The sequence below is a fragment of the Kitasatospora sp. NPDC001261 genome (genome assembly GCF_042896795.1).
Lineage (GTDB): Bacteria > Actinomycetota > Actinomycetes > Streptomycetales > Streptomycetaceae > Kitasatospora.
This window is the reverse complement of sequence record NZ_JBIAXP010000021.1, coordinates 60,030-79,891: the sequence shown is the minus strand read 5'-3', so window position 1 is coordinate 79,891 and position 19,862 is coordinate 60,030. Positions and strand designations below refer to the sequence as shown.

Below are 19,862 nucleotides of genomic sequence, written 5' to 3'. Positions count from 1 at the left end.
CCCGGCGGCTGATGTCGCCCGCTGACCGACACGCGCGGGCTCGCCGCCGGGCAACGACGGCCCTGCTCGGGCGTTTTGCTGCTCACCGCGCGGCTCCGGCGATTGCCAGCAGGCGCCTGCCGAACGCGTTCTGCCCGGCGAAGCGGCCCAGCAGCAGCTCGCTGGTCGTACGGGCCTGGCGCTCGCGGACGCCGCGCATGCTCATGCACAGGTGCTCGCCGTCGGCGACGACCCCCACGTCCGCGGCGCCCGTCGCCTTGGCCACGTCGGCCGCCACCCCGGAGACGATCCGTTCCTGGAGCTGCAGGCGGTGGGCGTGGTACTGGGCGATCCTGGCGAACTTCGACAGGCCGAGGACCTGCCCGCACGGCAGGTAGCCGATCGTCAGGTCCAGGTGCATCGGCAGCAGGTGGTGCTCGCACAGGCTCCACGCGCTGATGCCCCGCACCACGACCAGTTGCTCGCCGTCGGCGCTCAGTTCCTGCTCGAAGACGGTGTCGGTGCGGCCCGGGTCGTGGTCGAGGAACTCCGCCCACCAGCGGGCGACCCGCTCGGGTGTGCCCAGCAGCCCCTCACGGTCGGGGTCCTCGCCCAGGGCGGTGAGGACCTCGCGGTACAGCGCGGCGACCCGCGCGACATCGACGCGCCGGCCCTCCCGGGCGGAGGGGAGAAGGTCCAGTTGGTCGGGGTTCGTCATATCAGCGCCTTCGTCTCGGTCCGCGCCCCTGCGCGCAGGATGTCGGCGGCACCCGGGCCTTCGTGGAGCAGCAGGTCCAGGGCGCTGAGGCCCGGGAGCAGACCGCGCCGGTCGGCGCCGTACGGGGGGTGGGTGTAGGTGGCGACCTCGAGCCCGATGCCGTGGCGGGCCAGCTGCTGCTGGTCGAGGTAGCCCAGTGCCCCGGTCCCGGTACGCAGGACCGTGGCGCCCCGCTGGCGGCACAGGTTGATGAGCATGTCGGTGCGCGCTCCGGCCGGCGCCAGGGTGCTGGAGGGAACCAGGCGCACGTCCAGGCCGAAGCCGTCCAGGAGGAAGCGGGTCAACTCCTCTGTCAGCGGAGCCAGATGGGTCCAGGGTGTGGCGTAGATCCGGGCGAGCCGCTCCTCGTGCTCCGGCCAGTAGGGCGCGCGGGCGTAGCGCTGGGTCAAGGTGCGCCAGTGCCGGGCGGCCCAGGGTTCGGCCGCCAGTTCGACCTCGCGGATCGGCTGTCCGAAGACGCGGCGGACCGGGACGGTGAGCCGCACCGGGCCGCGTCCCGGGCCGCCGCGGACCAGGTTGCGGTGCTGGCGGCCGCGCTCGGAGAACTGCACGTGGTCGAGCACGACGAGTTCGCCGACGTCCAGGAGCCGGGAGAGGTAGCCCGGCCAGGGCAGGTAGGCGGGCTGGTGCGCCACCAGGACGTCCGCGGTGGCGGTCACCAGGCCATCCGGTATGGGGTGAAGACCTCCGCGCGGTCGGCGCCGATGCCCGCGCCGGTGGCGGTGTCGATCGCCCGGATCCGCTCCAGGCTGCGCGGGTGCGCCGGGTCGCGCAGCTGGCTGCTGTAGCAGTTGAGGGCCTTGTCCTTGGCCGGGGCGCTGGTGGTGATGTCCACCAGGACGGTGCGCGGGCCCGCCTGCGCGCTCCAGGCCCTGTCCTCGGGCCCGTCGAAACCCAGGACCATCCGCGGGCAGTGCCGGGCCGCGCCGCCGGGGCGGGCGGCCGCGTAGGCAGCGCGGTGGACCAGCTGGTGCTCCTGGTGGACGGCGCCGTCGGCGGGGATGAGCAGCGCGGCCGGCCGCAGGGCGTTCAGGGACAGCTCGGGCCCGTCCTCGATGAGCCGGATGAGTTCGGGAAGGTGGTCGTGGACGTTGCGGGCCTGCTCGGTGTCGAGCCAGGCGATGGCGCGCCCGCTCACCCCCAGGACGTCGCAGGCCGCCTCGAACTCCTCGGCGCGCTGGCCGGTGGTGCTGGCAGTGCCCCAGCGCGGGCGGTGGCAGCAGGTGACGGCCAGCACGTGGACGTGGACGCCTTCGCCGGTCAGGCGGGCGATGGTGCCGCCGGCACCGAGCGTCTCGTCGTCGGGGTGGGTGGGGATGGCCAGGACGTGCTCTCCGGGCCGAAGGCCGAGAGTCATTCGGTCCTCCTCGAATCCGTGGAAGGTGCCGGGTGAAGTGGTGGGTTCAGGCCGCGGCGGCAGCGCGGTGGGACAGGCTGGCGAGAGGGGGGAGCGGCTCGGTGGGGCCGTCGACGGGGCCTTCCCACGGGAACCGGACCCAGTCCGCGACGCTCCACCCCCAGGTGTCGGGGGTGAAGTCGGCACCGCGGTTGCGGCACAGGACCGCGGTGCGCAGATTGGCGGGGCGAAGGAGCCCGGTCAGCCAGGGGCCGATGGCGCGCAGGGTGGAGCCGGACCCGCAGATGTCGTCGACGACCAGCAGCCGGCAGCCCGCGGCGAGGCCGGCGAGGGCGTCGCCGTCGCTGTGCACCTGGACGTGGCCGCTGGCCTGGAGCCGGGGGGCGTCGCTGGTGTTGTGCCGGGCCTGGACCATGACGGCCGGGACATGGAGCTGTTCGGCGAGGAGCTCGGCCAGGCGCGTGCCGCCGCGAGCGATCCCGATGACGGCCTCGGGCCGGTGGCCGGCCTCGTGGGACGCGATCAGGCAGGCGGCGTGGAGGAACTCCTGCTGGGTGAGCTGCCAGATGCGGCGGCTCTCGAAGACGCGCTGGGCGACGGTGCTCATGCTCATGGCCAGCTCCAGGAGTCGAGGATGCGGTGGACGTCGGCGATCCGAGCCAGGGGGTCAGTGAAGGAGTGGACGACCGGCACCGGCAGGTCGCCCAGGACTTCCAGGTAGGCGGCCTCCAGCAGCAGGAGCGCCTCACTGGCGGGGTGGGCGTTCAGGTGGGCGGTGAGCGCCCGGCGCACCGGTGCGCGCAGTGCCCTGGTGCGCTCGGGTGTCATCGGCTGCTCGTAGGTGGCCAACGGCTGATCGGCGCCGACCAGGCCGTGTTGGGCGGAGAGCACGAGGGTTCGCGCCCGCTGCGCCGCACCGGGCGGCAGGCGGCGGCGCAGCTCGGGGACGCACCAACCCTGGTAGAGGTCGAGGGCGGGGACCGGTTGCGAGGTGACGGTCTTGCGGCGCGAGCAGCCGACGATCACCAGCCCACTGGGGCTCTCACTGTCCACGCTCGTCGCCCCGCCTCAGCGTCTGCAGGCGGGCGCCGATTCGGTGGCCCCTGGCCGCCAGGTCATTCATCCTGGCGGCGCTCACCGGATACCGGTCCCGAACTCGGCCCAGCTGGACTCCGTCTCCGACACCCTCAGCCCCATCAGGTCCCGACCCGTCTCGGTGGCCAGGTGCCGGGCGATGAGCTCGGACGTCGGCTCGAAGTCCAAGACGTCGTTCAGTAGCCGGCCGTCGAGCCGCTCGCGCACGTATTCGCCCACCTGTGCGGGAAGCGGGCCGGCGCCGGGCAGCGGGCTGACCAGATAGGAGTGACCGTGCAGCCGGCCGCACTGGTGTCCTTCGGGGAGTCCGCCGAGCTGGTGCGAGGCCGAGAACTGCACTGTCGATGGGCTGCCCGCTGGGCGTCGACCCGTGCGGACCTCGACCGCCTCCAGGCGGGTCGCGATTGCGGGAGGAAGGTACGTCTGGCACCAGGCGAGCAGGTGCTCGCCGATCCGTTCGCAGGTCGCCTCGCCGCCCACGGTGTCGTCCAGCAGCCGGTGGTCGAGGTTGGCGTTGATGTACTGCTTGACTGGCTGCAGCTCGCCGAAGTCGACGACGAAGCCGGGCCCGGTCAGGTGCTGGGCCGTCAGCGTCACCTCCGCGGTGAAGGAGTGGCCGTCCAGCTCGGCTCCGAGGGTCCTCGTGGCCTCGAACGGGAAGGCCTTGCCAATCCGGAAGAGCTCCTGGCGACGCGTCACCGGGCGTTCGCCTTGGCGGTGGCGTACACGGTGGGGTCGGCGACCTCGGCGAGGGCGAACGCCTCGCGTCGCTCGGTGCAGGTTCCGCAGAGGCCGCAGTGCACGGTTCCGCCCTTGTAGCAGGACCAGGTGCGCTCGTAGGGAACGCCCAGCCCGGCGCCCAGGCGCACGATGTCCGCCTTGGTCATGGCGAGGAACGGCGCCAGGACTTGGAAGTTCTCCGGCAGGAAGCCCTCGTTCGCGCTGATGACCATGTGCCGGTAGGCGTCGAGGAACTCGGGCCGGCAGTCGGGGTAGATCGGGTGGTCGCCGGCGTGGGCGCCGAACGCGACCGCGTCGGCGCCCTGGCCGATGGCGATGGCGACGGCCAGGTCCAGCATCAGGGCGTTTCGGTGCGGCACAACCGTGGAGTGCATCGTCGCGTCGGTGTAGTGACCGTCGGGGACTTCGAGGGCTTGGTCGGTGAGCGCGTTGCCGCTCAGCAGCGCGCCCAGGGAGCCCAGGTCGAGCACGTGGTGCACGGCGTTCAGCAGGTCCGCGATGCCGGCGGCGTGGCGCAGCTCGACGCGGTGCTGCTGTCCGTAGTCGAGCGAGAGGAGAGTGAGGCGGGTGCCGTTGGCGGCCAGGTGGTAGGCCACGGTGGTGGAGTCGAGACCGCCGCTGAAGACCAGGACGGCGTGACTGGGCAGGGACGTTTGCGTCATCGTGCACCTCTCTGGGCAGTCGAAGCCCCCGTGCGCCGACGACGTGGCAGTCGGCGCGCAGGTGGGGAGGCCGTGCAGGAACTGGATGTGCACGGCTCGGTGCGGAGCGCGGACCCGTAGGCGGTGGACGGCGCGGCGAGGCGCTCCCTCAGCGTCGGCGCGCCGGATCCGTACGGGCCGGCTACCACTTGCGATGAACTCGTTGCACTGCGTGGTTCGCGGTGACCAGAAGACACCCGCAGGGGCTCTCGGGGCCAGCCAATCTCCTGTCAATCAGGAGCTACCGACGAATTGTCAATTCGCTGTCAATGCTGGGTCTCTGCGACGCCGAGGAGGTGGAGGACGGCGAGGTGGTAGGCGGCCTGAACCTGGGGCAGCTCGGCCACGCGGATGCGCTCGTCGGTGCCGTGGAGCCCTTCGTAGTGCGGCCCGAAACCGGCGGTCGCGCGGATCCCGGACTTGGCGAGGAGGTTCCCGATGTTCGACGGGCCCGCAACCTTGCTCCTGACCGGCAGGCCCACCTGGAGGGCGGCATCCCGCAGAGCCTGGGCCGGCTGCTCGCCCTCACCGAGACGGAAGGGCGGCCAGGACACCACGGGTTCGATCCGCGTCGCCTCGGGGCCGGGCATGTCCCGATCGAGCCGGGTGCACACCTCCTTGAGGAGCAGTTCGGCGTCGTCGCTGGCCAGAGTGTCCGTCAGGCGGATGTCGACCGCGACACAGGCCGTGTCCGGCACGGTGGTGAAGCCGCCCCCGGCCGAGATCTCCGTCACCGTGAGCTTCGGGGGAAGCGGGAAGCCACCCGCCGACGGCTGCGGCAGCCCCAGCTCGGACAGTCGGCCGACCAGCCACGCCGCCCGAACGGCCGCGTTCGCCGCAGCGGGCTTGCTCGATCCCGAGTGGGCCGCCGTCCCCGAGACCCGCAGCCGGGCCCGGTAGACGCCGCGGCCTCCGACCACCAGCTCGTCCAGCCCCGGGTAGCCGATCATCACCCCGCCTACCGTCTGATCGCCCAACTGCGAGAGATAGGCCAGGGCTCCGCCGAAGGTGCCCGTGTGCTCGTCGCAGTCCAGCAGCACGGCCAGCCGGCCCGGGAAGGAGGCTCCCCGGGCCTGGAGCCGCGCGGCGATGTGGCAGAAAGCGGCAGCGGCGGCCTTGGAGTCGGCACTTCCTCGGCCCCGCAGCCAGCCTGACTCGATGTCGCCGGCGAACGGGGGGAACGACCAGAGCGACTCGTCGCCGAGGGGTGCGGTGTCCACGCAGGCGTCCAGTACCCAGGTGGGGCCCGGCAGTCCGCCATCCACCTCGGCGACCAGCCCCACCAAGGCACCGGACCCGTCGTGCAGGCGGCGGGCGCTCATCCCGCGCCCCGTGAACCACCCCTCCAGGACAGCCAGGACCGGCTCATAGGAATCGACGCCGCCCCGAGAGGGCACCCGAATCAGCTTCGCGGCGAGCTCCAGGACCGAGTCCCGGTCCGCGCGCGCCTGGCTCAGCAACTCGGCTGCCAGCACCCGGTCCACTGCCGCGTCAGTCATCAAGCCCCGCCAATCGTCGAACCGTCGCCGCCGTCTCAACCCGCCGAGAGCCCGCGTATGCCTCCCTGGCGTGCTGCACGAGTCGGCCGGCGTCATCCTCTCCCAGCACGATCCCCGTATCGAAGGGGTCCACACCGGATAACGAGGGCACCACTATCACCGCCTCACGCTCCGAGGCGACGAAGAACCGCTCCGGCTGGTCGCCTTCCACCACGCCGATGTGCAGCGTCTTGACTCCGCCTGTGCGCTCAGAGGGGTCCCGCAGGCGGGTCAGCGCCAGCAGGTGGTCCGTCAGTACACGGTTACGCGGCGGCCCGTAGAGGACTCGGTGATGGACGAGTGTGGGTCTGTCGGCCAGGGCCCTGACGATGCTGTCCAGGTAGGCGGACTCACGGCTTCGGGAGCCGGTGATGACCAGAGCCTGCCGGGCGCCTTGGACTACTTCGATCATGGCCGCGAAAAGGGCCGGGTACGGGTGGACCAGGCGCAGCCCCGCGCCCGGCGGAAACCCCGGCAAGTCGCCCCCGTCCTGGTCGGCGAAGAGGACCTCGGCAGGCAGTTTGTAGACTTTGCAGCAGAGCTTCCGGTAGCGGGCGGACGTGCGGATCTTGAGCCGCTCCCAGGCTGACAGAAGGCTGGGCGTCAGTCCGGTGGGCTCCTCGCTGACCTCGTCGATGGCAGCCACCGCCTGCTCGAGTGTCCAGTTCCTCGACTGCCGTGCTCGACGTAACGAACTCACCGACCCCGACTTCATCTCTCCGCCTTCCCGTTCGGCTCTGTGGGCGCCACGCCAATCCGGTGGCGATGGCGGGCCGTGCACCCATGGGCGTCGCCAACTCCGTCTCGACCACGCCGGACGGCGCTGGCGTCAGAAATCGCCCGCCCGCGGGCGCACGGTGGGACCTGCGAACCGGCTCCGTCCCGGCTCGTCGAGTACTGAACGCCTCACCCCGCGGGCCGGTGGGGCTCCCGGGCATCCGGGACCCGTCGGCACCGCGCAGCAAGCTTTCGCGAGCGCTGGCCGACCGGCTGGCAGCCGCGTTCACCGGCCGAGGTCGACCGCCACCAGGACTGCGCTCCCTGTGTCCCGTAGACGGTTCAGATGCTCAACAAGGCCGTCCCCTCGCACCGGACAGGGAAGGAAACCGAGGACGAGATACACATGCTGGCGGGCAAGGGCGAGGGCACGCCAGAGGCCGTCGACGGAGTCGAGCCGCCGTTCCTCGAGACCGTGGACGAGCCGAACGTCACCGCGGGCCGGGACGTGCGCGTAGAGCGTCTCGTCATCGGCCACCTGGGTGGCGCCAGGTTGAGTCGGCAAGCCATGTCGAGCAGCGAACCGTCCCATCCACGTGGCCGCGTCGGCTCCGTCCGTCATCAGCAGGATGCCCGGGACGGGGTCGTTGTCGCGAGGGTCCCCGAAGACGATGTCGACGGTACGAAGGCGTGATGCGGTCAGGGTGAGGTCGGGTGCGTCGGGTCCCGGTGCGGCAGGATTCACGGTCGCCACCCTAATTTCTCCTGCCGCTCCGGCTTGGGCAGTTTCGGTTTCTCGGCCCTTGCAACGAGGCTTCGCTGCGCCTTCCTCGCGGCCACAACGGGCGTGAGGCACAGGGAACCTGCTGGTCTACGCGCCCGGCCGCGAACTCGGCGGACATGCGAATCCGCGGCGGAGCAGCGTACGAGGATCCCGACCGTGCCGAGGACGCCGTCGCCGTGCTACCGGTCCGGGTCGTCGTTCCACAGGAAGACGTGGGTCCGGAAGGAGAGCCCGAAGCCGCGCCCGAGAGCGGCGTCGACCATCTTCTGGGCGGTGATGATGTTGGTCCGGCCGTCCGACCCTTCCGGCATGACCATCACCCGCTGAGGCGGCAGCGCAACAGCTTCGACGATCCGGTCGACCTCCGCCAAGTCCGTCTCCCAGTCCTCGGTCACGACGAACTTGAACCAGGCCCGACCGGTGTCCCGCAGTGCGGTGAGCGCCTCCGGCTTGAAGCGCTTGGACAGCCGGTTGCCGCTGCTGGCCATCTTCGGGGAGATGTTGTACTGCGTGACGAGCTCGTCGAACTCCGCGAGGGGGGTGATGGTGCCGGCCGTCTCGACGTGGACCTCGTGGCCCCAGCCGCGCAACTGCTCCAGCAGCGGCACCAGCTCCCGCTGCTGCATCATCGGCTCGCCGCCGGAGATCACGATGATCGTCGGCCGGTGCTCGATGTCCCACAGCGCCCTCAGCTGGTCGAGGACCGCAGCGGCGTCCATGTGCTTGAGGCCGTACTTGGGCTCGTCCCGCTCGTAGCGCTTCCCGCTGCGGGTCTTGGCCGCCTTCTCGTCTGTCACGGCCCACGTGTACGCGGTGTCGCAGAAGTTGCACTCCAGGTTGCACTCGAAGGTTCGCACGAAGAGGCAGTGCCGTCCGGCAGCGCTCCCCTCACCTTGAACCGTCGGCCCGAAGACCTGGCTGATCTTCAACATTCGGTGATTCCTCCGTTGCTCTGGTTGATCGTTCGTTGCTTCGAGGACGTCCGTAGAAGAGCGCCCCACCCCCGCCGAGGCGTACGTCCGCACAGAGAGCGCCAGACAGGCTCCGACCGCGACGCGCTCAACTTAGGCACTCTTCAAGGGCGTTGTGCCGGAGTTGCCTGATCTGCTGATTCTGCCGGAGTTCCAGGGCCGGGCGGCGCGGCCCAGGCAGCCAGCATCACAAGTGGGTGGCTCCGGGCAGGCGGCCGAGGATGGGCAGGGCGGTGAACGCCTCGGCGTGCACGGCTCCGCTGCGCCTGCCCCACAGGCGTGCGAGGTCTTCGGCCATGGGGCCGAAGTGGTCTTCGACGGGCTGGGACTCGTGGCAGCGCAGGGCCCTCATCTTGGTGTCGAAGGTGCTGGTGACGTCGACGAGCACGGTGGGGGTGACTGGGCCGACGAGGGTGAGGGAGTTGTAGGTGTCGCAGGTGTAGAGGCGGCGCGGGCGGCCGGTTTCGATCTTCGCCTCGGGCAGGGCTTCGAGGACCTTCTCGGCGGTGTGCCGGTGCTCGGTGTGGGTGTCGAGGACGGGGTGGGTGATGACGACGTGCGGCTTCAGCTCGACGAGGAGGGCCTGGAGCGCGGACGGGGTGAGCTCGGCGAGCTGGTGGAGGGTGGCGCCGAGGACGGCTGCTCCGGCCTTGGCCTCGGCGTCGCGGACCGGGTCGCGGAGGGGAACGGCGATGTGGACGGGCGCGTGCTGGGCGTGGAGGGCGAGGGTGCCTCCGGCCCACAGCTCGGCGTCGTCGGGGTGGGCGAAGACGGCGAGTACGGACTGAGGCCCGGTCAGCTGGTCGTCAGGGTTGCGCGGCACGGGGAGCTCCAGAGGTGCTGGGTGTGTGGGCCGGGACGAGGAGGCCGTCGCGGATAGTGAGGGTGCGCATGCCGGCCGCCAGGGCGGCGGCGATGCCGTCGTCGGCGTCGTCGACGGCCAGGCACCGGGTGGGGTCGGCGCCGAGGCGCCGGGCGGCTTCCAGGTACGCGTCCGGCGCCGGCTTGCCCCGGGGCACGTCGTCGTGGGTGACGGCGACCGGCAGCAGTGCCTGCAGCCCGAGCTGGTGGATGCCGAGGTGGACGAGGACGGCGGCGGCGCTGGAGGCGACGGCCAGCGGAAGGCCGAGACCGTGGGCGGTGTGGAGGAGGGCGAGGGTGCAGGGGACCGGGTCGGGCGCGGGTCCGGCGAGCAGCGCCGCCCGGCTGCGCGCCACCACCTCCTCGACCGGCGGGACGGGAAGAGCGGCGTCGGTGGCGAGCTGGGCGATCACCTCACGTACGGGCAGGCCGGCCAGCGCCCGGTAGCGGTCGGCGGGGACGGCGATGCCGTGCGGTGCCAGTGCGGCCTGAAGGGCGGTGTGGCGGGCGGCGGTGTTGTCCGCGACGGTGCCGTCCCAGTCCACGATCAGCGCCGTTGCGTCGCCGAGGAGTTCGACGGGGGTCACCGGGCCACCGTCCTGCGGTGGAGGATCTGTCCGTCGGGGCCGAGGACAGCGATCTCCGCGGGCGGGGGCGGGGCGTCCTGGGGCCACAGCAGCGTGCCCAGTCCCGGCAGGCGGATCGGGCTGCACCCGGGCGGGACGGTGACCGGCGCGGAGAAGTCGCCGGGCACCAGCAGGCCGACGGGGTGCGGGCTGTGGCTGCCGTACCCGGCGAGCTCGCGGGCGGGGGTGTTCTCGTCGTGCCAGAGGAGGGTGGCGGCGCGGCCGTCGCCGGGCGCCGGGTGGTCCAGGGCGCGGACGAGCACCGCGGTGGCGGTGAGCGGCTGGGTCTGGGGGTCGCTGCGCTGGGCGGGGACGGCCGGGGCGAGGCGGACGGTGCCAGCGCCTCCGTCGACTTCGACGACGGTGCCGGTGGTGATGGCTGTGCGGGCGTCGGGGACGTTGGTGACGCAGGGGATGCCGAGTTCGCGGGTGATGATCGCGGTGTGGGAGAGCTCGCCGCCGGTGGTGGCCACGACGGCGGCGGGTCCCGTGAGCAGGGCCGGGACGGCTTCGGGGCCGAGCGCGTCGCAGACCAGCACCTGGCCGGTGATGCCGGCATCGCTGAAGGTGTGGACGGCGGGGCCGGTGCCGGTGCCGGGGGCGGCCGCGATCCCGTGCAGCGCCCGGTCGTCGACTCCTGTTGTCCGGGCGGCGGTGTGGTCGGTGAGCGGGGCGGTGAGGGGGCGGGCCTGCACGAGGTGGAGCCTGTCGTCGGCGTCGATCACCCACTCGATGTCGATGCGCTCAAGGCCGAGGGCCGCGGCGGCTCGGGCGGCGGCGGCGAGGAGCTGGTCGCGTGCTGCAGTGGTGAGCACGGGCCGGCCCGCGAGGACAGCCGGGGTGTGCAGGTGCAGTACGCCCGCGCCGGAGGTCTGGATCTTGGCCCGAGTGCCGGTGCCGAGGTCCGCCCATTCGCCCGGCGGCATCGCCGACTCGGCGGTTGTGGCGGGAAGTTGGATGATCTCCTGGGGGCCGGGCCGGACGATGGCGTCGTGGCCGGGGCTGCCGGTGTGGATCTCGCCGGTTTGCTGGCCGGAGACGAGGGGCTCGGCCAGGCCGTGGACGGCCTCGATCCGCCAGCGGGTGCACCGGGGGCCGGTGATGTCGGCGGCCAGGACGCCGGAGCAGGCCGGGCGCAAAGCCGCCTGGACGAGAACGGCGATGCGCGGTGGGCCGGTGACGCCCATGGCCTGGCCGTACGCGGTGACGGTCGGGTGGTGGGCGGAGGCGCGGACGGCGCGGACGGCGTCCAGCAGCGCGGCGGGCTCGGCCGGGGCGATGCGGGAGGTGAACAGGCCGGCGAAGGACGCGGTCCGGCCGTCTTCGTCAGTGGCGGAGGAGCGGGCGATCAGCCCGTACGGAGCCGGGCAGCGGACGAGGATCTCGCGGACGGCGGCCGCGAGCTGCTCCTCGGGGTGGCCCGCGGGGATGACGACCCCCGCAGGGACGGGCAGTCCGGCGGCGGCCAGGCGGGCGAGGGCGGTGGCCTTCGCCCCGGCGGTTTCGGTGTCCAGGGTCTCGTCGAGACTGGGCAGGGCGGTGGTCATCGGTCGGCTCCCGGGGCCAGCAGGTCGGCGGTGGTGACGGTGGAGGGGTCGGCGCCGTTGCTCTCGCACCAGCGGCGGGCCGCGGCGAGGTAGCGGTGCCGCTGGACCTTGCGGGTCTCCTCGCTGCCGGCCGCCCATCGGCAGACGGTGGTCATCGCCTTCACCCGCGCGGTGGCGGTCGGGTCGCCCGCGGCGGCGAGCAGCGCGGCGAGCACCCACGCGTCGCGCAGCTGGACCGCGCGGCGGCGTGAGGCGTCGATGGCGTGGCGCTGGCCGGTGGTGTCGGTGGCGGCGGTGGCGGTGAGGAGCCCGGCGGCGCGGGCATGGTCTTCGAGCGGCATCGCGGCGGCGGCCGGGGAGCCGTCCCCGTACAGGGTTCCGGCCCGCGCGGCGAGGGTGCCGGCTGCGCGGGCGAGGTCGGCACCCTGGGCGAGCGCGGCGGCGCCGTCCAGGAGCACCAGGTGGGCGTCCAGAAGGTGGCCGGTGACGTCGGGGGTGTTCAGGGCCAGGCGGCAGGCCCGCCCCTCGGCGTCACCGCCGAGCAGGCCGGCGAGCAGCATCTGCCAGTCGTCGTCGGGCAGCAGCCAGTTGACGATGTGGGCGCTCATCACGCCGAGGAACGCCTCGGTCGCCGCCGCGAGCTGCTGCTCGGCCGGTGCGCCGGCCTCGAGCTGCTCCTCCAGGGCGAGCAGGGTGGTGTCGGCGAGGCGGTGGCGCTGCTCGGCGGCGGTGACCATCGCGCCGGCGTAGGCGGGATCGGCGAGCAACTGGTGCCAGCGGCCGGTGAGGGCGAGGTGGTCGCCTTCGGGGATGTCGACGATCCCCGGCCGCCGCAGTCGCCCGTACGGGCGGGAGTCGTCCATGAACACGCCGGGCCAGTGGGTGAGGGAGGTGGTGTACAGGTCGAGCTCCAGCAGGGTGCTGCCGGGCCTGGTGTGCTCGTAGTCGCAGGTGAGCAGGCCGTTCCAGACGGGCTCCACGGAATCTCCCTTGCCGGGGCCGGGCGGCGCGGTGGCCGGATCGGTGACGTTTGGTCATGCGGGTGGTGCGGGGTGTGAAAGGCTCGGCGCCTGCCGCCCGGTGGGCCGGTGCGGCACCGTAGGTGGCCGAGTGCCGAGGAGCAGCGAAGTGATCAAGGAATCGACAGCGAGTGCGTTCGTCTTCCGCGTCGGCGGGGACGGGGAGTGCAGGACGGCTCTGGTGTGGCACCCGCGGCTGGAGTTGTGGCTCCCGGCCGGCGGGCACGTCGAGGTGGACGAGGGGGCGGCCGAGGCCGCGCTGCGCGAGATCGAGGAGGAGACGGGGCTGCGGGCCGAGCTGCTGCCCGGTCCGTCGCTTCCGCTGCCCTCCGGCTTCCCGCACAGCGCGCCGGTCGCGCCGTGGTGGGTGGTGGAGATGGACGCCTGCGCCGACAACCACACCCGCGAACCGCACCGGCACATCGACCACGTGTTCGTCGCCCGGGTGGGCGACGAAGCGGCGTCCGGCAGTGCGGTGCACGAGGTGCGCTGGTTCACCGAGCAGGAGGCGGCCGAGGTCGAGGGCCTGTCCGAGGACTCGCGCCTTCAGGTGAAGCAGCTCTTCGCGATGATCGACGACGGGTCGCTGCGCCTGGCGGCGTGAGATCGGGCGGTCAGAACAGGGCGCTCTGCTCCGCGTCCGGGACGGCCGGGGTCAGGCGCTTGGGCTGCAGGCCCGCGGCCATGTCCAGTTCCAGCAGGGTGCGCCACCGGCCGGCGGCGCACCCTTCGGCCAGCAGCAGTTCCAGGATCTTGGCGGTGACCTGGACGTCCGGCATCGCCCGGTGCCGGTCCGCGGGTCTGGGGATGCCGTAGTGGCCGAGCAGGTTGTCCAGCCGGTAGGAGCCGAGATGCGGCAGGACGGCCTTGGCCAGGCCGATCGTGTCGAGCAGCGGGGTTGCGGCCAGGACCGGGCAGTGCTCGGCCTGGTGGGCGATCAGGCCCGCTTCGGTGTGCGCGTGGTGGGCCACCAGGCGGTACGGCGGTGCGCTCAGGTGGGCGTCCAGGCGGGCCATCACCTTGGCGGCCGGGGGCGCGGTGGCGAGCCGGGCAGCGGTGAGGCCGGTCTGGGAGGTGTCCATCGTGGTGACGGGGACGTCGGCGGGCGGGCGGATCAGGGATTCGAACCGGCCTGCCTCCACCAGCCGGCCGCCGTCGGCGCGCAGCGCGAGGGCGGCGACCTCGATCGGCTCGGCGGGCCGTCCGGCGGGGGTGAGCCCCTCGAAGTCGATCACCACCAGGGTGGTGCCGGCGAAGCGGGGATCGCGCATCAGCTCTTCCACGCGGCGGCCTCCTGCCGGATCGTCAACGCCCACTGCTCGATGGCCTGTTCAGTGTCGTGCTCGGTGAACGGGACGGCCAGCAGGGTGTCCACCGTAGCGTGCGCGCGGGGAAGATCGCCGGTGGCGTAGCCGGAGCAGGCCGGGTGAAGGTGGGCGGCGGTGAGGCGGTGGGTGCCGACGCTGTTGGGCACGCCAAGGCCGGCGAGGTGGGTGGCGAAGGCGCGCGGGGCGGGCAGGGTGAGGCGCCACAGGGCGCTGTAGCCGTTGGGGATGTCGCCGTCGGCCGGGGTGATCGGTTCCAGGCCCGCGGTGCCGTCGACCGCGTGGTGGAGGGCGGCCGCCTGCCGGCGGCGCAGGGCCAGCGCGTCGGGGAAGCGCTGGAGGTTGTGGCGGGCGAGGGCTGCGAGCGGCTCGGCGAGGCGGTAGTTGACGCCGAGGCGGCTGCCGGCCGGGGCGTCAGGGGCAGGGCTCTGCCAGTGGGTGCGGTAGGCGGCGGCCCGGTCGGCGAGGGCGTCGTCGCCGGTGAGGAGGTAGCCGCCCTCCCCGCACGCGATGATCTTGCCGTCCTTGAGGGAGAAGCAGCCGATGTCGCCGACGGTGCCGGCCGGGCGGCCCCGGGTGGTGGTGCCCTGGGCCTGGCAGGCGTCCTCGATCAGCCGCAGGCCCGTGGCGCGGGTGTACGCGGCCACCTCGTGGATGCCGTCGGTGCGCCCGGCCAGGTGCACGGCGATGACGGCCTTGGTGTCCGGGCCGGTCTTCGCCGTGAGGTCGGCCAGGTCCAGGCCCCGGCCGTCGGCGCCGGCTTCGACGAACACCGGGCGGGCCCCGGCGGCGACGACGGCGGCGACCGTCATGACGACGGTGACGGCCGGCAGCAGGACCTCGTCGCCGGCTCCGATGCCGCAGGCGGCCAGCGCGGTGGTGATCGCGGCGGTGCCGGAGGAGACGGCGACGGCCCGGCGGGTGCCGAACGCGGTCGCCAGTTCTTCCTCCAACGCCATCACCTCTTGGTAGCCGGACGGGTTGGGCATGCGGGCGACGGCGGCGGCCATCACCTGATGAGCGGGGTTCTCAGGCACGGTGAGCCTCCGGTGCGGTCGGGGAGAGCACGGGGAAGCTGGTGAGCGGCCACATGTTGACGCAGTCGACGGAGAACAGGGCGCAGTCGTGGCCGCAGCCGGTCGGCGAGGGGAACAGGTCCCGGGCCGCGGTGTCCTTGATGGTGCGGTGGCGCTGCGGCGCCGTGGCGGCGATCTTCAGCCCGGAGGGGCAGTCCCACACCGTGCCGTCCGGCTGGACGAAGTAGAGGGTGTCGCCGCCGAAGCAGCCGGGGACCAGGTCGGTGGGCTTGGTGACGGCGGAGGCTACCTGGCCGGCGTAGGCGCGCTCGGGCAGCACCAGCGGCAGCTCGGCGGCGTACAGCTCGTCGAAGTGCTGCCGCAGCTGGGGCACGTCCTCGGGGGTGAGGGACAGTGCCTTGGCGAGCTTGTGGCCGGGGTCGAGGGCGATCGGCTGCGGGACGGCGTAGTCGCAGCCCAGCGCCACCGCGAGTTCGGGTACGGCGACGATGTCGGCCAGGTTGCGGCGGGTGATGACGCTGTAGATGCCGACCTTGGGACGGGGCGCGGGCCCGCGGGCGTCCAGCAGCGCGCTGATCCCGGAGACGACGGCCTCCCAGCCGTCGCCCTCGCGGCGCGGCGGCCGCCACTGGTCGTTGTGGACCGGGTCGGCGGAGTCCAGCGACACCGACACCGCGTCGACTCCCAGCTCGATCAGCGGATCGCGCAGGTCCGCCCGGTTCAGGGCGACACCGCTGGTGCACACCACCACCTCCAGGCCGCCCGCCTTGAGGATCTCGATCAGCTTGATGACCGGCCTCCACAGCAGCGGCTCCCCGCCGGCCAGGAACACCCGGCCGACCGGCGAGTCGGCCAGCGTGGCGGCGAAGCCGAGGACCTGGTCGGTGGTCAGGTCGTTCGGCGACAGGTGGGAGAGCACCCCGAGCTGGGTGGGCATCTGCACGCTGTGGTCGTCGATGGTCCCGAAGTAGCAGTAGAGGCAGCCGTGGGAGGCGCAGAACGAGCGCAGGCCCCACAGCAGGCTGATCGTCTTCCCCGCCTTCACCCGGCCACCCCGTCCGAGGTCGTGGTGGCTGCGCCGCGGCACAGCCCGGTGATGAGGTCCACGGCGGCGGCTTCGCCGATCAGCTGCCGGTCCAGCACCACGTAGCCGTGCGACACGGCGGCCAGCTGGTGGTAGAGCCGTCCGGCCCGGGACATCAGGGCCCGCTCGTCCGCACTCGCCGCCTGGCCGGTGCGCCGCTCGAACCGGGCCCGGCACGCGTCGGGGTCGTCGGTGATCAGCACGGTGGTCGTGGGGGCGGGCCGCCACAGCCGGATCATTTGCTCGATGGCCAGGGCCCGCTCCAGTGCCCAGGCGTCGGTGGCGCCGGCCGCCTCGGCGAGGACGGCGGCCTGGTAGACGGCCACCGACGCCGGACCGCGGTCCTCCAGCACGACCTGGCCGGGGCCGATGGGGGCGAGCGCCTCGTGGCGGTGGACCTGGAGAGCGGCGAGCAGCAGCGTCTCGGTACCCGGGTGGCCGGTGCGCAGGAAACGGTCGCCCTCGCTGTGCAGCGCGGCGATGACCTGGCCGGGCAGTCCGGTCGGCGCGGAGTCGGGCAGTTCGACCAGCGGCACGCACACCGGGCCCAGGACGGCGGCGGCCAGGCGGCCGAGGTGGCTCTTGCCGGCCCCGTTGACGCCTTCGAGCGTGACCACGGCGCTCATCGCGCACCGCCCGCCAGTACGGCGACGCGGCGCAGCCGCTCCACCGCCGCCGTGTCGGCGGCCAGCGGCTTGAGCAGGTACTCGGTGGCGGTGCGACTCCCGTGGGCGCGTACCCCGCGCGCGACCATGCACGAGTGGTTGCCGACCATCCACACCGCCACCTGCTTGCTGCCGGTCAGGCGGGCGACGTCCTCGGCGATCTCGGCGCCGAGCCGCTCCTGCAGCTGGAGCTTGTGGGAGTGCCGGTTGGCGATCCGCACCAGCTTCGACAGGCCCAGCACCCGGTCGGCGGGGGCGTAGGCGATGACCGCCTCGACGGTGAACGGCAGTAGGTGGTGCTCGCACAGGGATGCGGTGCGGATGCCGCCGACGGCGACGCATCCCTCGCCTTCGGCCTGGTACTCGAAGGTGGTGTCGGTGGTGCCGGCCTCGTGTCCGAGGAACTCGGTGTAGAACCGGGCGACGCGGGCCGGCGTTTCGGCGAGGCCGGGCCGGGTGGGGTCCTCGCCGAGCGCGATGAGCAGGTCGCGCAGCAGGCTCTCGACGGCCGGGGTGTCGATCGGGGCACGGGTGCCGGAGACCGGCCCCTGGTGCGGCAAAACGGGCGGGGTCAGGGTGGTGTTCACGAAGGTGTCCTCCACTTGTCCGTGGGAAGGGTGACGGGGCCGCACAGCTCGCTCGTGCGACGAAGCGTTGTGCGGTGGGGCTCAGAGGCCGAGGGCGTCCAGGAGGGCGCGGGCGGACTTCTCGGGGGTGAAGCGGGTGATGCGGCCGGGGGCGGTCGCACTGGCCCGCCCGTATTCGTCGGGGTCGGCCAGCAGCTCGGCCACGGCCCGCCACAGCGCCCCGGGGCCCGCTTCCAGCGGCGCGTAGCGCCCGGCCTCGCCGGCCAGCAGCGGCACGTTGCCCAGGTCGACACCGACCACCGGGGTGCCGGCGGAAAGGGCTTCGGCGGCGGTGAAGCAGAACGTCTCCGGCACCTGGGTGGAGATGACGGTGGCGGCGGCGCCGGCGAAGAAGTCCGGTACGTCGGCCCAGCCGAGCGCCGGCAGGATGCTCACCAGGCCCGGGCGTCGGGCTGCGACCTCCTGGCAGGCGGCCAGGGTCCGGGCCTGCCCTCCGGTCTGGAGCTCGAACCCGGCCTCGGCCAGGACCAGCTCCACGGGCCGGTTCCAGTCCGAGGGCAGGGCCCAGAGCAGTTCGGCCAGGCCCTTGGCCGGGTCCGCGCGCGAGACGATCCGCACCGGCCCCGTCTCCCGCAGCTTCGCCCGCTGGTCGGCGGTGGGTGGTGTGATGAGGGTGTGCAGGGCGTTGAGGACCGGCCGCCAGCGGCTGGTGTCCAGCCCGGCCGCGGACCCGCCGTCGGCGAGGTAGTCGCTGGCCGGGCAGACGACGTCGGCGGCCGCCAGCGCGTTCTGCCAGCGCTGCTCCTCGCTGGGGCGGATCTTGTGGACCATCAGCGCGGTGGTGACCTCGGCCGGGGCGGGGCTCAGGTAGCCCAGGCCCCACAGGGTGTCTCCCCAGCAGACCGCCTCCGCGCCGTGCTCGGCCAGGACGGAGCGGACCTCCGCCACCACCGGTGCGGGGTCGGCGAGGGCGGCCAGCACGTCCGCGTTCGTCGCCGGGTGCGGCAGGGTGACGCTGGACAGCCGGACTAGGCCGGGCTCCAGGTGGTCCAGCGGACCGGCCGGGCCCGCCGTCAGCACCAGTGGCGTATGCCCGAGTTCGCGAAGCCCCTTGGCCAAGGCGCCGATCGACCGGTCGATCCCCGACGGCTGGTCGGGCCGGTAGGACAACAGCACCAACGCGACCGTGCTCATGACGCTCCCTCCGCTCCCGCCGACGCGGGCGCCTCCCAGGGGAAGACGACCCAGCCGCGGACCGTCTCCCCAATGGATGTCACCGTCTCGACCGGCGGCTTGCCGCCGGTCCAGTTCGCCTCGTTGACCACCAGCACGGCGCTGCGCACCCGGGCGGCTCCGGCCTGCTCCACGACCCGAACGGCGCTGGCCAATGCCTGCCCCGTGCCGGCCACGTCGTCCACCACGAGCACGTCCAGGCCGTCGAGCGCGCCCAGCGAGGCGGGGTTTCGGACCGTGGGTTCGGTGGTCTTGGCCGCGTTGGCGCTGTCGTCAACGGTGTGGGTCACCTCCAGCACCCGCACGTCGCGCACGCCGAGCTGATGGGCGAGCAGCACCGTCGGCACCATGCCGCCACGCACGACGGCCACCACGGTCTGCGGCACCCCTCCGGTCCGGATCGCCGCGGCGATCCCGGCGGCCTGTGCCTGGACGTCGTCCCAGCGCAGCTGCCTGATGCTGCTTCCCGGTGCGGCGGCCCCGCTGGGGGCGGTGCCCGCCATGGCCGGGGTGCTCATGCTGCCTCCAGCGTGAACTGCGACCAGGTGCTCGCCGTCTCGGAGACGCGGACCGTGAAGGGGCGCCCGCCCTCGGCCGTCATCCCCTGCTCGGCGAGCCAGACGGTCAGCACCGCCGCCAGGTGCTCGCTGGTCGGGTTGAAGCCGAGGACCTCGTTGAGGATCTGTCCGTGGAAGCGCGAGAGCACGACCTCGCGCAGCTTCTCGGGCACCGGCAGCAAGTTGTCCGTCTGGTCCGGGTCCGGCAGGGTCACCAGGTAGGCGTGGCCGTGGTGACGCCCGCACTTGTGGCCGTCGGGCAGATCGCACAGCCAGTGCCGGGCCCGGAAGTGGACGGCCCTGTCATCGGCGGGGGCGGGCAGGCGGCCGGTGAAGATCCGGACCTCGTCGAGCAGTCGGCGCACACCGTCGGGCAGGTTCTCCTGCGCCCACGCCTGGACGTGGGCGACGATCCCGGCGTCGGTGGAGTCGGCCAGGACCTTGTCCAGGTCCTGGTGGTCCAGGACCTGGTCGACGTGCTGCTGGAGCTCGGCGAGGTCGCCGAAGTCGCAGACGAAGCCGGGCTTGGTCAGCTCACGGGCCGTCAGGACGAGCTCCACGGTGACCAGGTCGCTGCCGTCCGCTCCGCCGACCGTGCGGGCGATGTCGCAGGTGGCCCGCTTGCCGATGGTGTAGATACCGCCCACCGGGAGATTCGGG

The 19,862-nt window shown here is 72.9% G+C and carries 24 protein-coding genes; 2 read left to right on the top strand and 22 right to left on the bottom strand.

Features of this window, described 5'->3' with window-relative positions; translation table 11 throughout:
* Window positions 1–82: 82 nt before the first annotated feature.
* The 9 genes from folE (ACFY4B_RS26845) to ACFY4B_RS26805 form a co-directional block, all read right to left on the bottom strand.
* Window positions 83–697: a GTP cyclohydrolase I gene (gene folE / locus ACFY4B_RS26845; RefSeq protein ID WP_387971898.1), complete on the bottom strand. Its 615-nt coding sequence runs from the start codon at window positions 695–697 to the stop codon at window positions 83–85.
* Entirely contained in the window at window positions 694–1,416 is a 723-nt protein-coding gene (locus ACFY4B_RS26840; RefSeq protein WP_387971895.1) for a WbqC family protein, read from the bottom strand. The genes folE (ACFY4B_RS26845) and ACFY4B_RS26840 overlap by 4 nt, the downstream gene beginning before the upstream one ends.
* Window positions 1,413–2,114: a PIG-L deacetylase family protein gene (locus ACFY4B_RS26835; protein ID WP_387971893.1), complete on the bottom strand. Its 702-nt coding sequence runs from the start codon at window positions 2,112–2,114 to the stop codon at window positions 1,413–1,415. The genes ACFY4B_RS26840 and ACFY4B_RS26835 overlap by 4 nt, the downstream gene beginning before the upstream one ends.
* Before the next feature lie 46 nt (window positions 2,115–2,160).
* Window positions 2,161–2,727, bottom strand: a complete 567-nt coding sequence (locus ACFY4B_RS26830) for a phosphoribosyltransferase (protein ID WP_387971891.1) — start codon at window positions 2,725–2,727, stop codon at window positions 2,161–2,163.
* Entirely contained in the window at window positions 2,724–3,167 is a 444-nt protein-coding gene (locus ACFY4B_RS26825; RefSeq protein ID WP_387971888.1) for a DUF6884 domain-containing protein, read from the bottom strand. The genes ACFY4B_RS26830 and ACFY4B_RS26825 overlap by 4 nt, the downstream gene beginning before the upstream one ends.
* Before the next feature lie 81 nt (window positions 3,168–3,248).
* Window positions 3,249–3,908, bottom strand: a complete 660-nt coding sequence (locus ACFY4B_RS26820; protein WP_387971886.1) for a 6-pyruvoyl tetrahydropterin synthase family protein — start codon at window positions 3,906–3,908, stop codon at window positions 3,249–3,251.
* Window positions 3,905–4,612, bottom strand: coding sequence for a 7-cyano-7-deazaguanine synthase QueC (queC, locus tag ACFY4B_RS26815; RefSeq protein ID WP_387971885.1), 708 nt, complete (start codon window positions 4,610–4,612; stop codon window positions 3,905–3,907). The genes ACFY4B_RS26820 and queC overlap by 4 nt, the downstream gene beginning before the upstream one ends.
* 305 nt (window positions 4,613–4,917) lie before the next feature.
* Window positions 4,918–6,150 (bottom strand): M20 family metallopeptidase, encoded by a 1,233-nt coding sequence (locus ACFY4B_RS26810; protein WP_387971882.1) that lies wholly within the window; start codon window positions 6,148–6,150, stop codon window positions 4,918–4,920.
* A complete protein-coding gene (locus tag ACFY4B_RS26805; protein WP_387971879.1) occupies window positions 6,143–6,835 on the bottom strand; it encodes an XRE family transcriptional regulator in 693 nt (230 codons plus the stop codon). The genes ACFY4B_RS26810 and ACFY4B_RS26805 overlap by 8 nt, the downstream gene beginning before the upstream one ends.
* Window positions 6,836–7,252: 417 nt before the next feature.
* On the opposite strand from ACFY4B_RS26805, the gene ACFY4B_RS26800 reads away from it, so the two are divergent.
* On the top strand, window positions 7,253–7,600 hold the full coding sequence (locus ACFY4B_RS26800; protein WP_387971878.1) for a hypothetical protein: 348 nt from the start codon (window positions 7,253–7,255) through the stop codon (window positions 7,598–7,600).
* A 269-nt stretch (window positions 7,601–7,869) separates the two neighbouring features.
* Here the strand turns inward: ACFY4B_RS26800 and ACFY4B_RS26795 are convergent, their stop codons facing one another.
* The 5 genes from ACFY4B_RS26795 to ACFY4B_RS26775 form a co-directional block, all read right to left on the bottom strand.
* Complete coding sequence (locus ACFY4B_RS26795) at window positions 7,870–8,622, bottom strand: 7-carboxy-7-deazaguanine synthase QueE (protein WP_387971875.1); 753 nt, start codon at window positions 8,620–8,622, stop codon at window positions 7,870–7,872.
* 226 nt (window positions 8,623–8,848) lie between these two features.
* Complete coding sequence (locus ACFY4B_RS26790; protein WP_387971872.1) at window positions 8,849–9,484, bottom strand: PIG-L deacetylase family protein; 636 nt, start codon at window positions 9,482–9,484, stop codon at window positions 8,849–8,851.
* Window positions 9,468–10,109, bottom strand: a complete 642-nt coding sequence (locus ACFY4B_RS26785) for an HAD family hydrolase (protein ID WP_387971869.1) — start codon at window positions 10,107–10,109, stop codon at window positions 9,468–9,470. The genes ACFY4B_RS26790 and ACFY4B_RS26785 overlap by 17 nt, the downstream gene beginning before the upstream one ends.
* A complete protein-coding gene (locus ACFY4B_RS26780) occupies window positions 10,106–11,695 on the bottom strand; it encodes a PEP/pyruvate-binding domain-containing protein (protein WP_387971866.1) in 1,590 nt (529 codons plus the stop codon). Before ACFY4B_RS26780 ends, ACFY4B_RS26785 begins: the two co-directional genes overlap by 4 nt.
* Window positions 11,692–12,675 carry a hypothetical protein gene (locus ACFY4B_RS26775; RefSeq protein WP_387971863.1) on the bottom strand — a complete coding sequence of 328 codons (984 nt, stop codon included), beginning with the start codon at window positions 12,673–12,675 and terminating at the stop codon, window positions 11,692–11,694. Before ACFY4B_RS26775 ends, ACFY4B_RS26780 begins: the two co-directional genes overlap by 4 nt.
* Before the next feature lie 148 nt (window positions 12,676–12,823).
* Between ACFY4B_RS26775 and ACFY4B_RS26770 the strand changes: the two genes are divergently transcribed.
* Window positions 12,824–13,318: an NUDIX domain-containing protein gene (locus ACFY4B_RS26770; RefSeq protein ID WP_387971860.1), complete on the top strand. Its 495-nt coding sequence runs from the start codon at window positions 12,824–12,826 to the stop codon at window positions 13,316–13,318.
* A gap of 10 nt (window positions 13,319–13,328) precedes the next feature.
* Here ACFY4B_RS26770 and ACFY4B_RS26765 read toward each other — a convergent pair whose 3' ends face one another.
* The 8 genes from ACFY4B_RS26765 to ACFY4B_RS26730 form a co-directional block, all read right to left on the bottom strand.
* Window positions 13,329–13,997 carry a PolC-type DNA polymerase III gene (locus ACFY4B_RS26765; protein WP_387971858.1) on the bottom strand — a complete coding sequence of 223 codons (669 nt, stop codon included), beginning with the start codon at window positions 13,995–13,997 and terminating at the stop codon, window positions 13,329–13,331.
* The gene (locus ACFY4B_RS26760; RefSeq protein ID WP_387971855.1) at window positions 13,985–15,076 is read right to left on the bottom strand and encodes a DegT/DnrJ/EryC1/StrS family aminotransferase; all 1,092 of its coding nucleotides are present in this window, start codon (window positions 15,074–15,076) and stop codon (window positions 13,985–13,987) included. The genes ACFY4B_RS26765 and ACFY4B_RS26760 overlap by 13 nt, the downstream gene beginning before the upstream one ends.
* Complete coding sequence (locus ACFY4B_RS26755; protein ID WP_387971852.1) at window positions 15,069–16,121, bottom strand: radical SAM protein; 1,053 nt, start codon at window positions 16,119–16,121, stop codon at window positions 15,069–15,071. Before ACFY4B_RS26755 ends, ACFY4B_RS26760 begins: the two co-directional genes overlap by 8 nt.
* Window positions 16,118–16,786, bottom strand: a complete 669-nt coding sequence (locus ACFY4B_RS26750; RefSeq protein WP_387971849.1) for a thymidylate kinase — start codon at window positions 16,784–16,786, stop codon at window positions 16,118–16,120. Before ACFY4B_RS26750 ends, ACFY4B_RS26755 begins: the two co-directional genes overlap by 4 nt.
* Window positions 16,783–17,412 (bottom strand): GTP cyclohydrolase I, encoded by a 630-nt coding sequence (folE, locus tag ACFY4B_RS26745; protein ID WP_387971846.1) that lies wholly within the window; start codon window positions 17,410–17,412, stop codon window positions 16,783–16,785. Before folE (ACFY4B_RS26745) ends, ACFY4B_RS26750 begins: the two co-directional genes overlap by 4 nt.
* Before the next feature lie 81 nt (window positions 17,413–17,493).
* The gene (locus tag ACFY4B_RS26740; RefSeq protein WP_387971843.1) at window positions 17,494–18,606 is read right to left on the bottom strand and encodes a glycosyltransferase family 4 protein; all 1,113 of its coding nucleotides are present in this window, start codon (window positions 18,604–18,606) and stop codon (window positions 17,494–17,496) included.
* On the bottom strand, window positions 18,603–19,163 hold the full coding sequence (locus ACFY4B_RS26735) for a phosphoribosyltransferase (protein ID WP_387971841.1): 561 nt from the start codon (window positions 19,161–19,163) through the stop codon (window positions 18,603–18,605). The genes ACFY4B_RS26740 and ACFY4B_RS26735 overlap by 4 nt, the downstream gene beginning before the upstream one ends.
* The gene (locus ACFY4B_RS26730; RefSeq protein ID WP_387971839.1) at window positions 19,160–19,849 is read right to left on the bottom strand and encodes a 6-carboxytetrahydropterin synthase; all 690 of its coding nucleotides are present in this window, start codon (window positions 19,847–19,849) and stop codon (window positions 19,160–19,162) included. The genes ACFY4B_RS26735 and ACFY4B_RS26730 overlap by 4 nt, the downstream gene beginning before the upstream one ends.
* Between the last annotated feature and the right edge of the window lie 13 nt (window positions 19,850–19,862).

Excerpts from the sequence above, each read along its gene's own strand:
- ACFY4B_RS26835 (WP_387971893.1), bottom strand. The coding sequence starts at position 2,114 with ATGACTCTCGGCCTTCGGCCCGGAGAGCACGTCCTGGCCATCCCCACC.
- ACFY4B_RS26735 (WP_387971841.1), bottom strand. The coding sequence starts at position 19,163 with ATGAGCACCCCGGCCATGGCGGGCACCGCCCCCAGCGGGGCCGCCGCA.
- ACFY4B_RS26740 (WP_387971843.1), bottom strand. The coding sequence starts at position 18,606 with ATGAGCACGGTCGCGTTGGTGCTGTTGTCCTACCGGCCCGACCAGCCG.
- folE (WP_387971898.1), bottom strand. The coding sequence starts at position 697 with ATGACGAACCCCGACCAACTGGACCTTCTCCCCTCCGCCCGGGAGGGC.
- ACFY4B_RS26830 (WP_387971891.1), bottom strand. The coding sequence starts at position 2,727 with ATGAGCATGAGCACCGTCGCCCAGCGCGTCTTCGAGAGCCGCCGCATC.
- ACFY4B_RS26810 (WP_387971882.1), bottom strand. The coding sequence starts at position 6,150 with ATGACTGACGCGGCAGTGGACCGGGTGCTGGCAGCCGAGTTGCTGAGC.
- ACFY4B_RS26780 (WP_387971866.1), bottom strand. The coding sequence starts at position 11,695 with ATGACCACCGCCCTGCCCAGTCTCGACGAGACCCTGGACACCGAAACC.
- queC (WP_387971885.1), bottom strand. The coding sequence starts at position 4,612 with ATGACGCAAACGTCCCTGCCCAGTCACGCCGTCCTGGTCTTCAGCGGC.
- ACFY4B_RS26800 (WP_387971878.1), top strand. The coding sequence starts at position 7,253 with ATGCTCAACAAGGCCGTCCCCTCGCACCGGACAGGGAAGGAAACCGAG.
- ACFY4B_RS26795 (WP_387971875.1), bottom strand. The coding sequence starts at position 8,622 with ATGTTGAAGATCAGCCAGGTCTTCGGGCCGACGGTTCAAGGTGAGGGG.
- ACFY4B_RS26750 (WP_387971849.1), bottom strand. The coding sequence starts at position 16,786 with ATGAGCGCCGTGGTCACGCTCGAAGGCGTCAACGGGGCCGGCAAGAGC.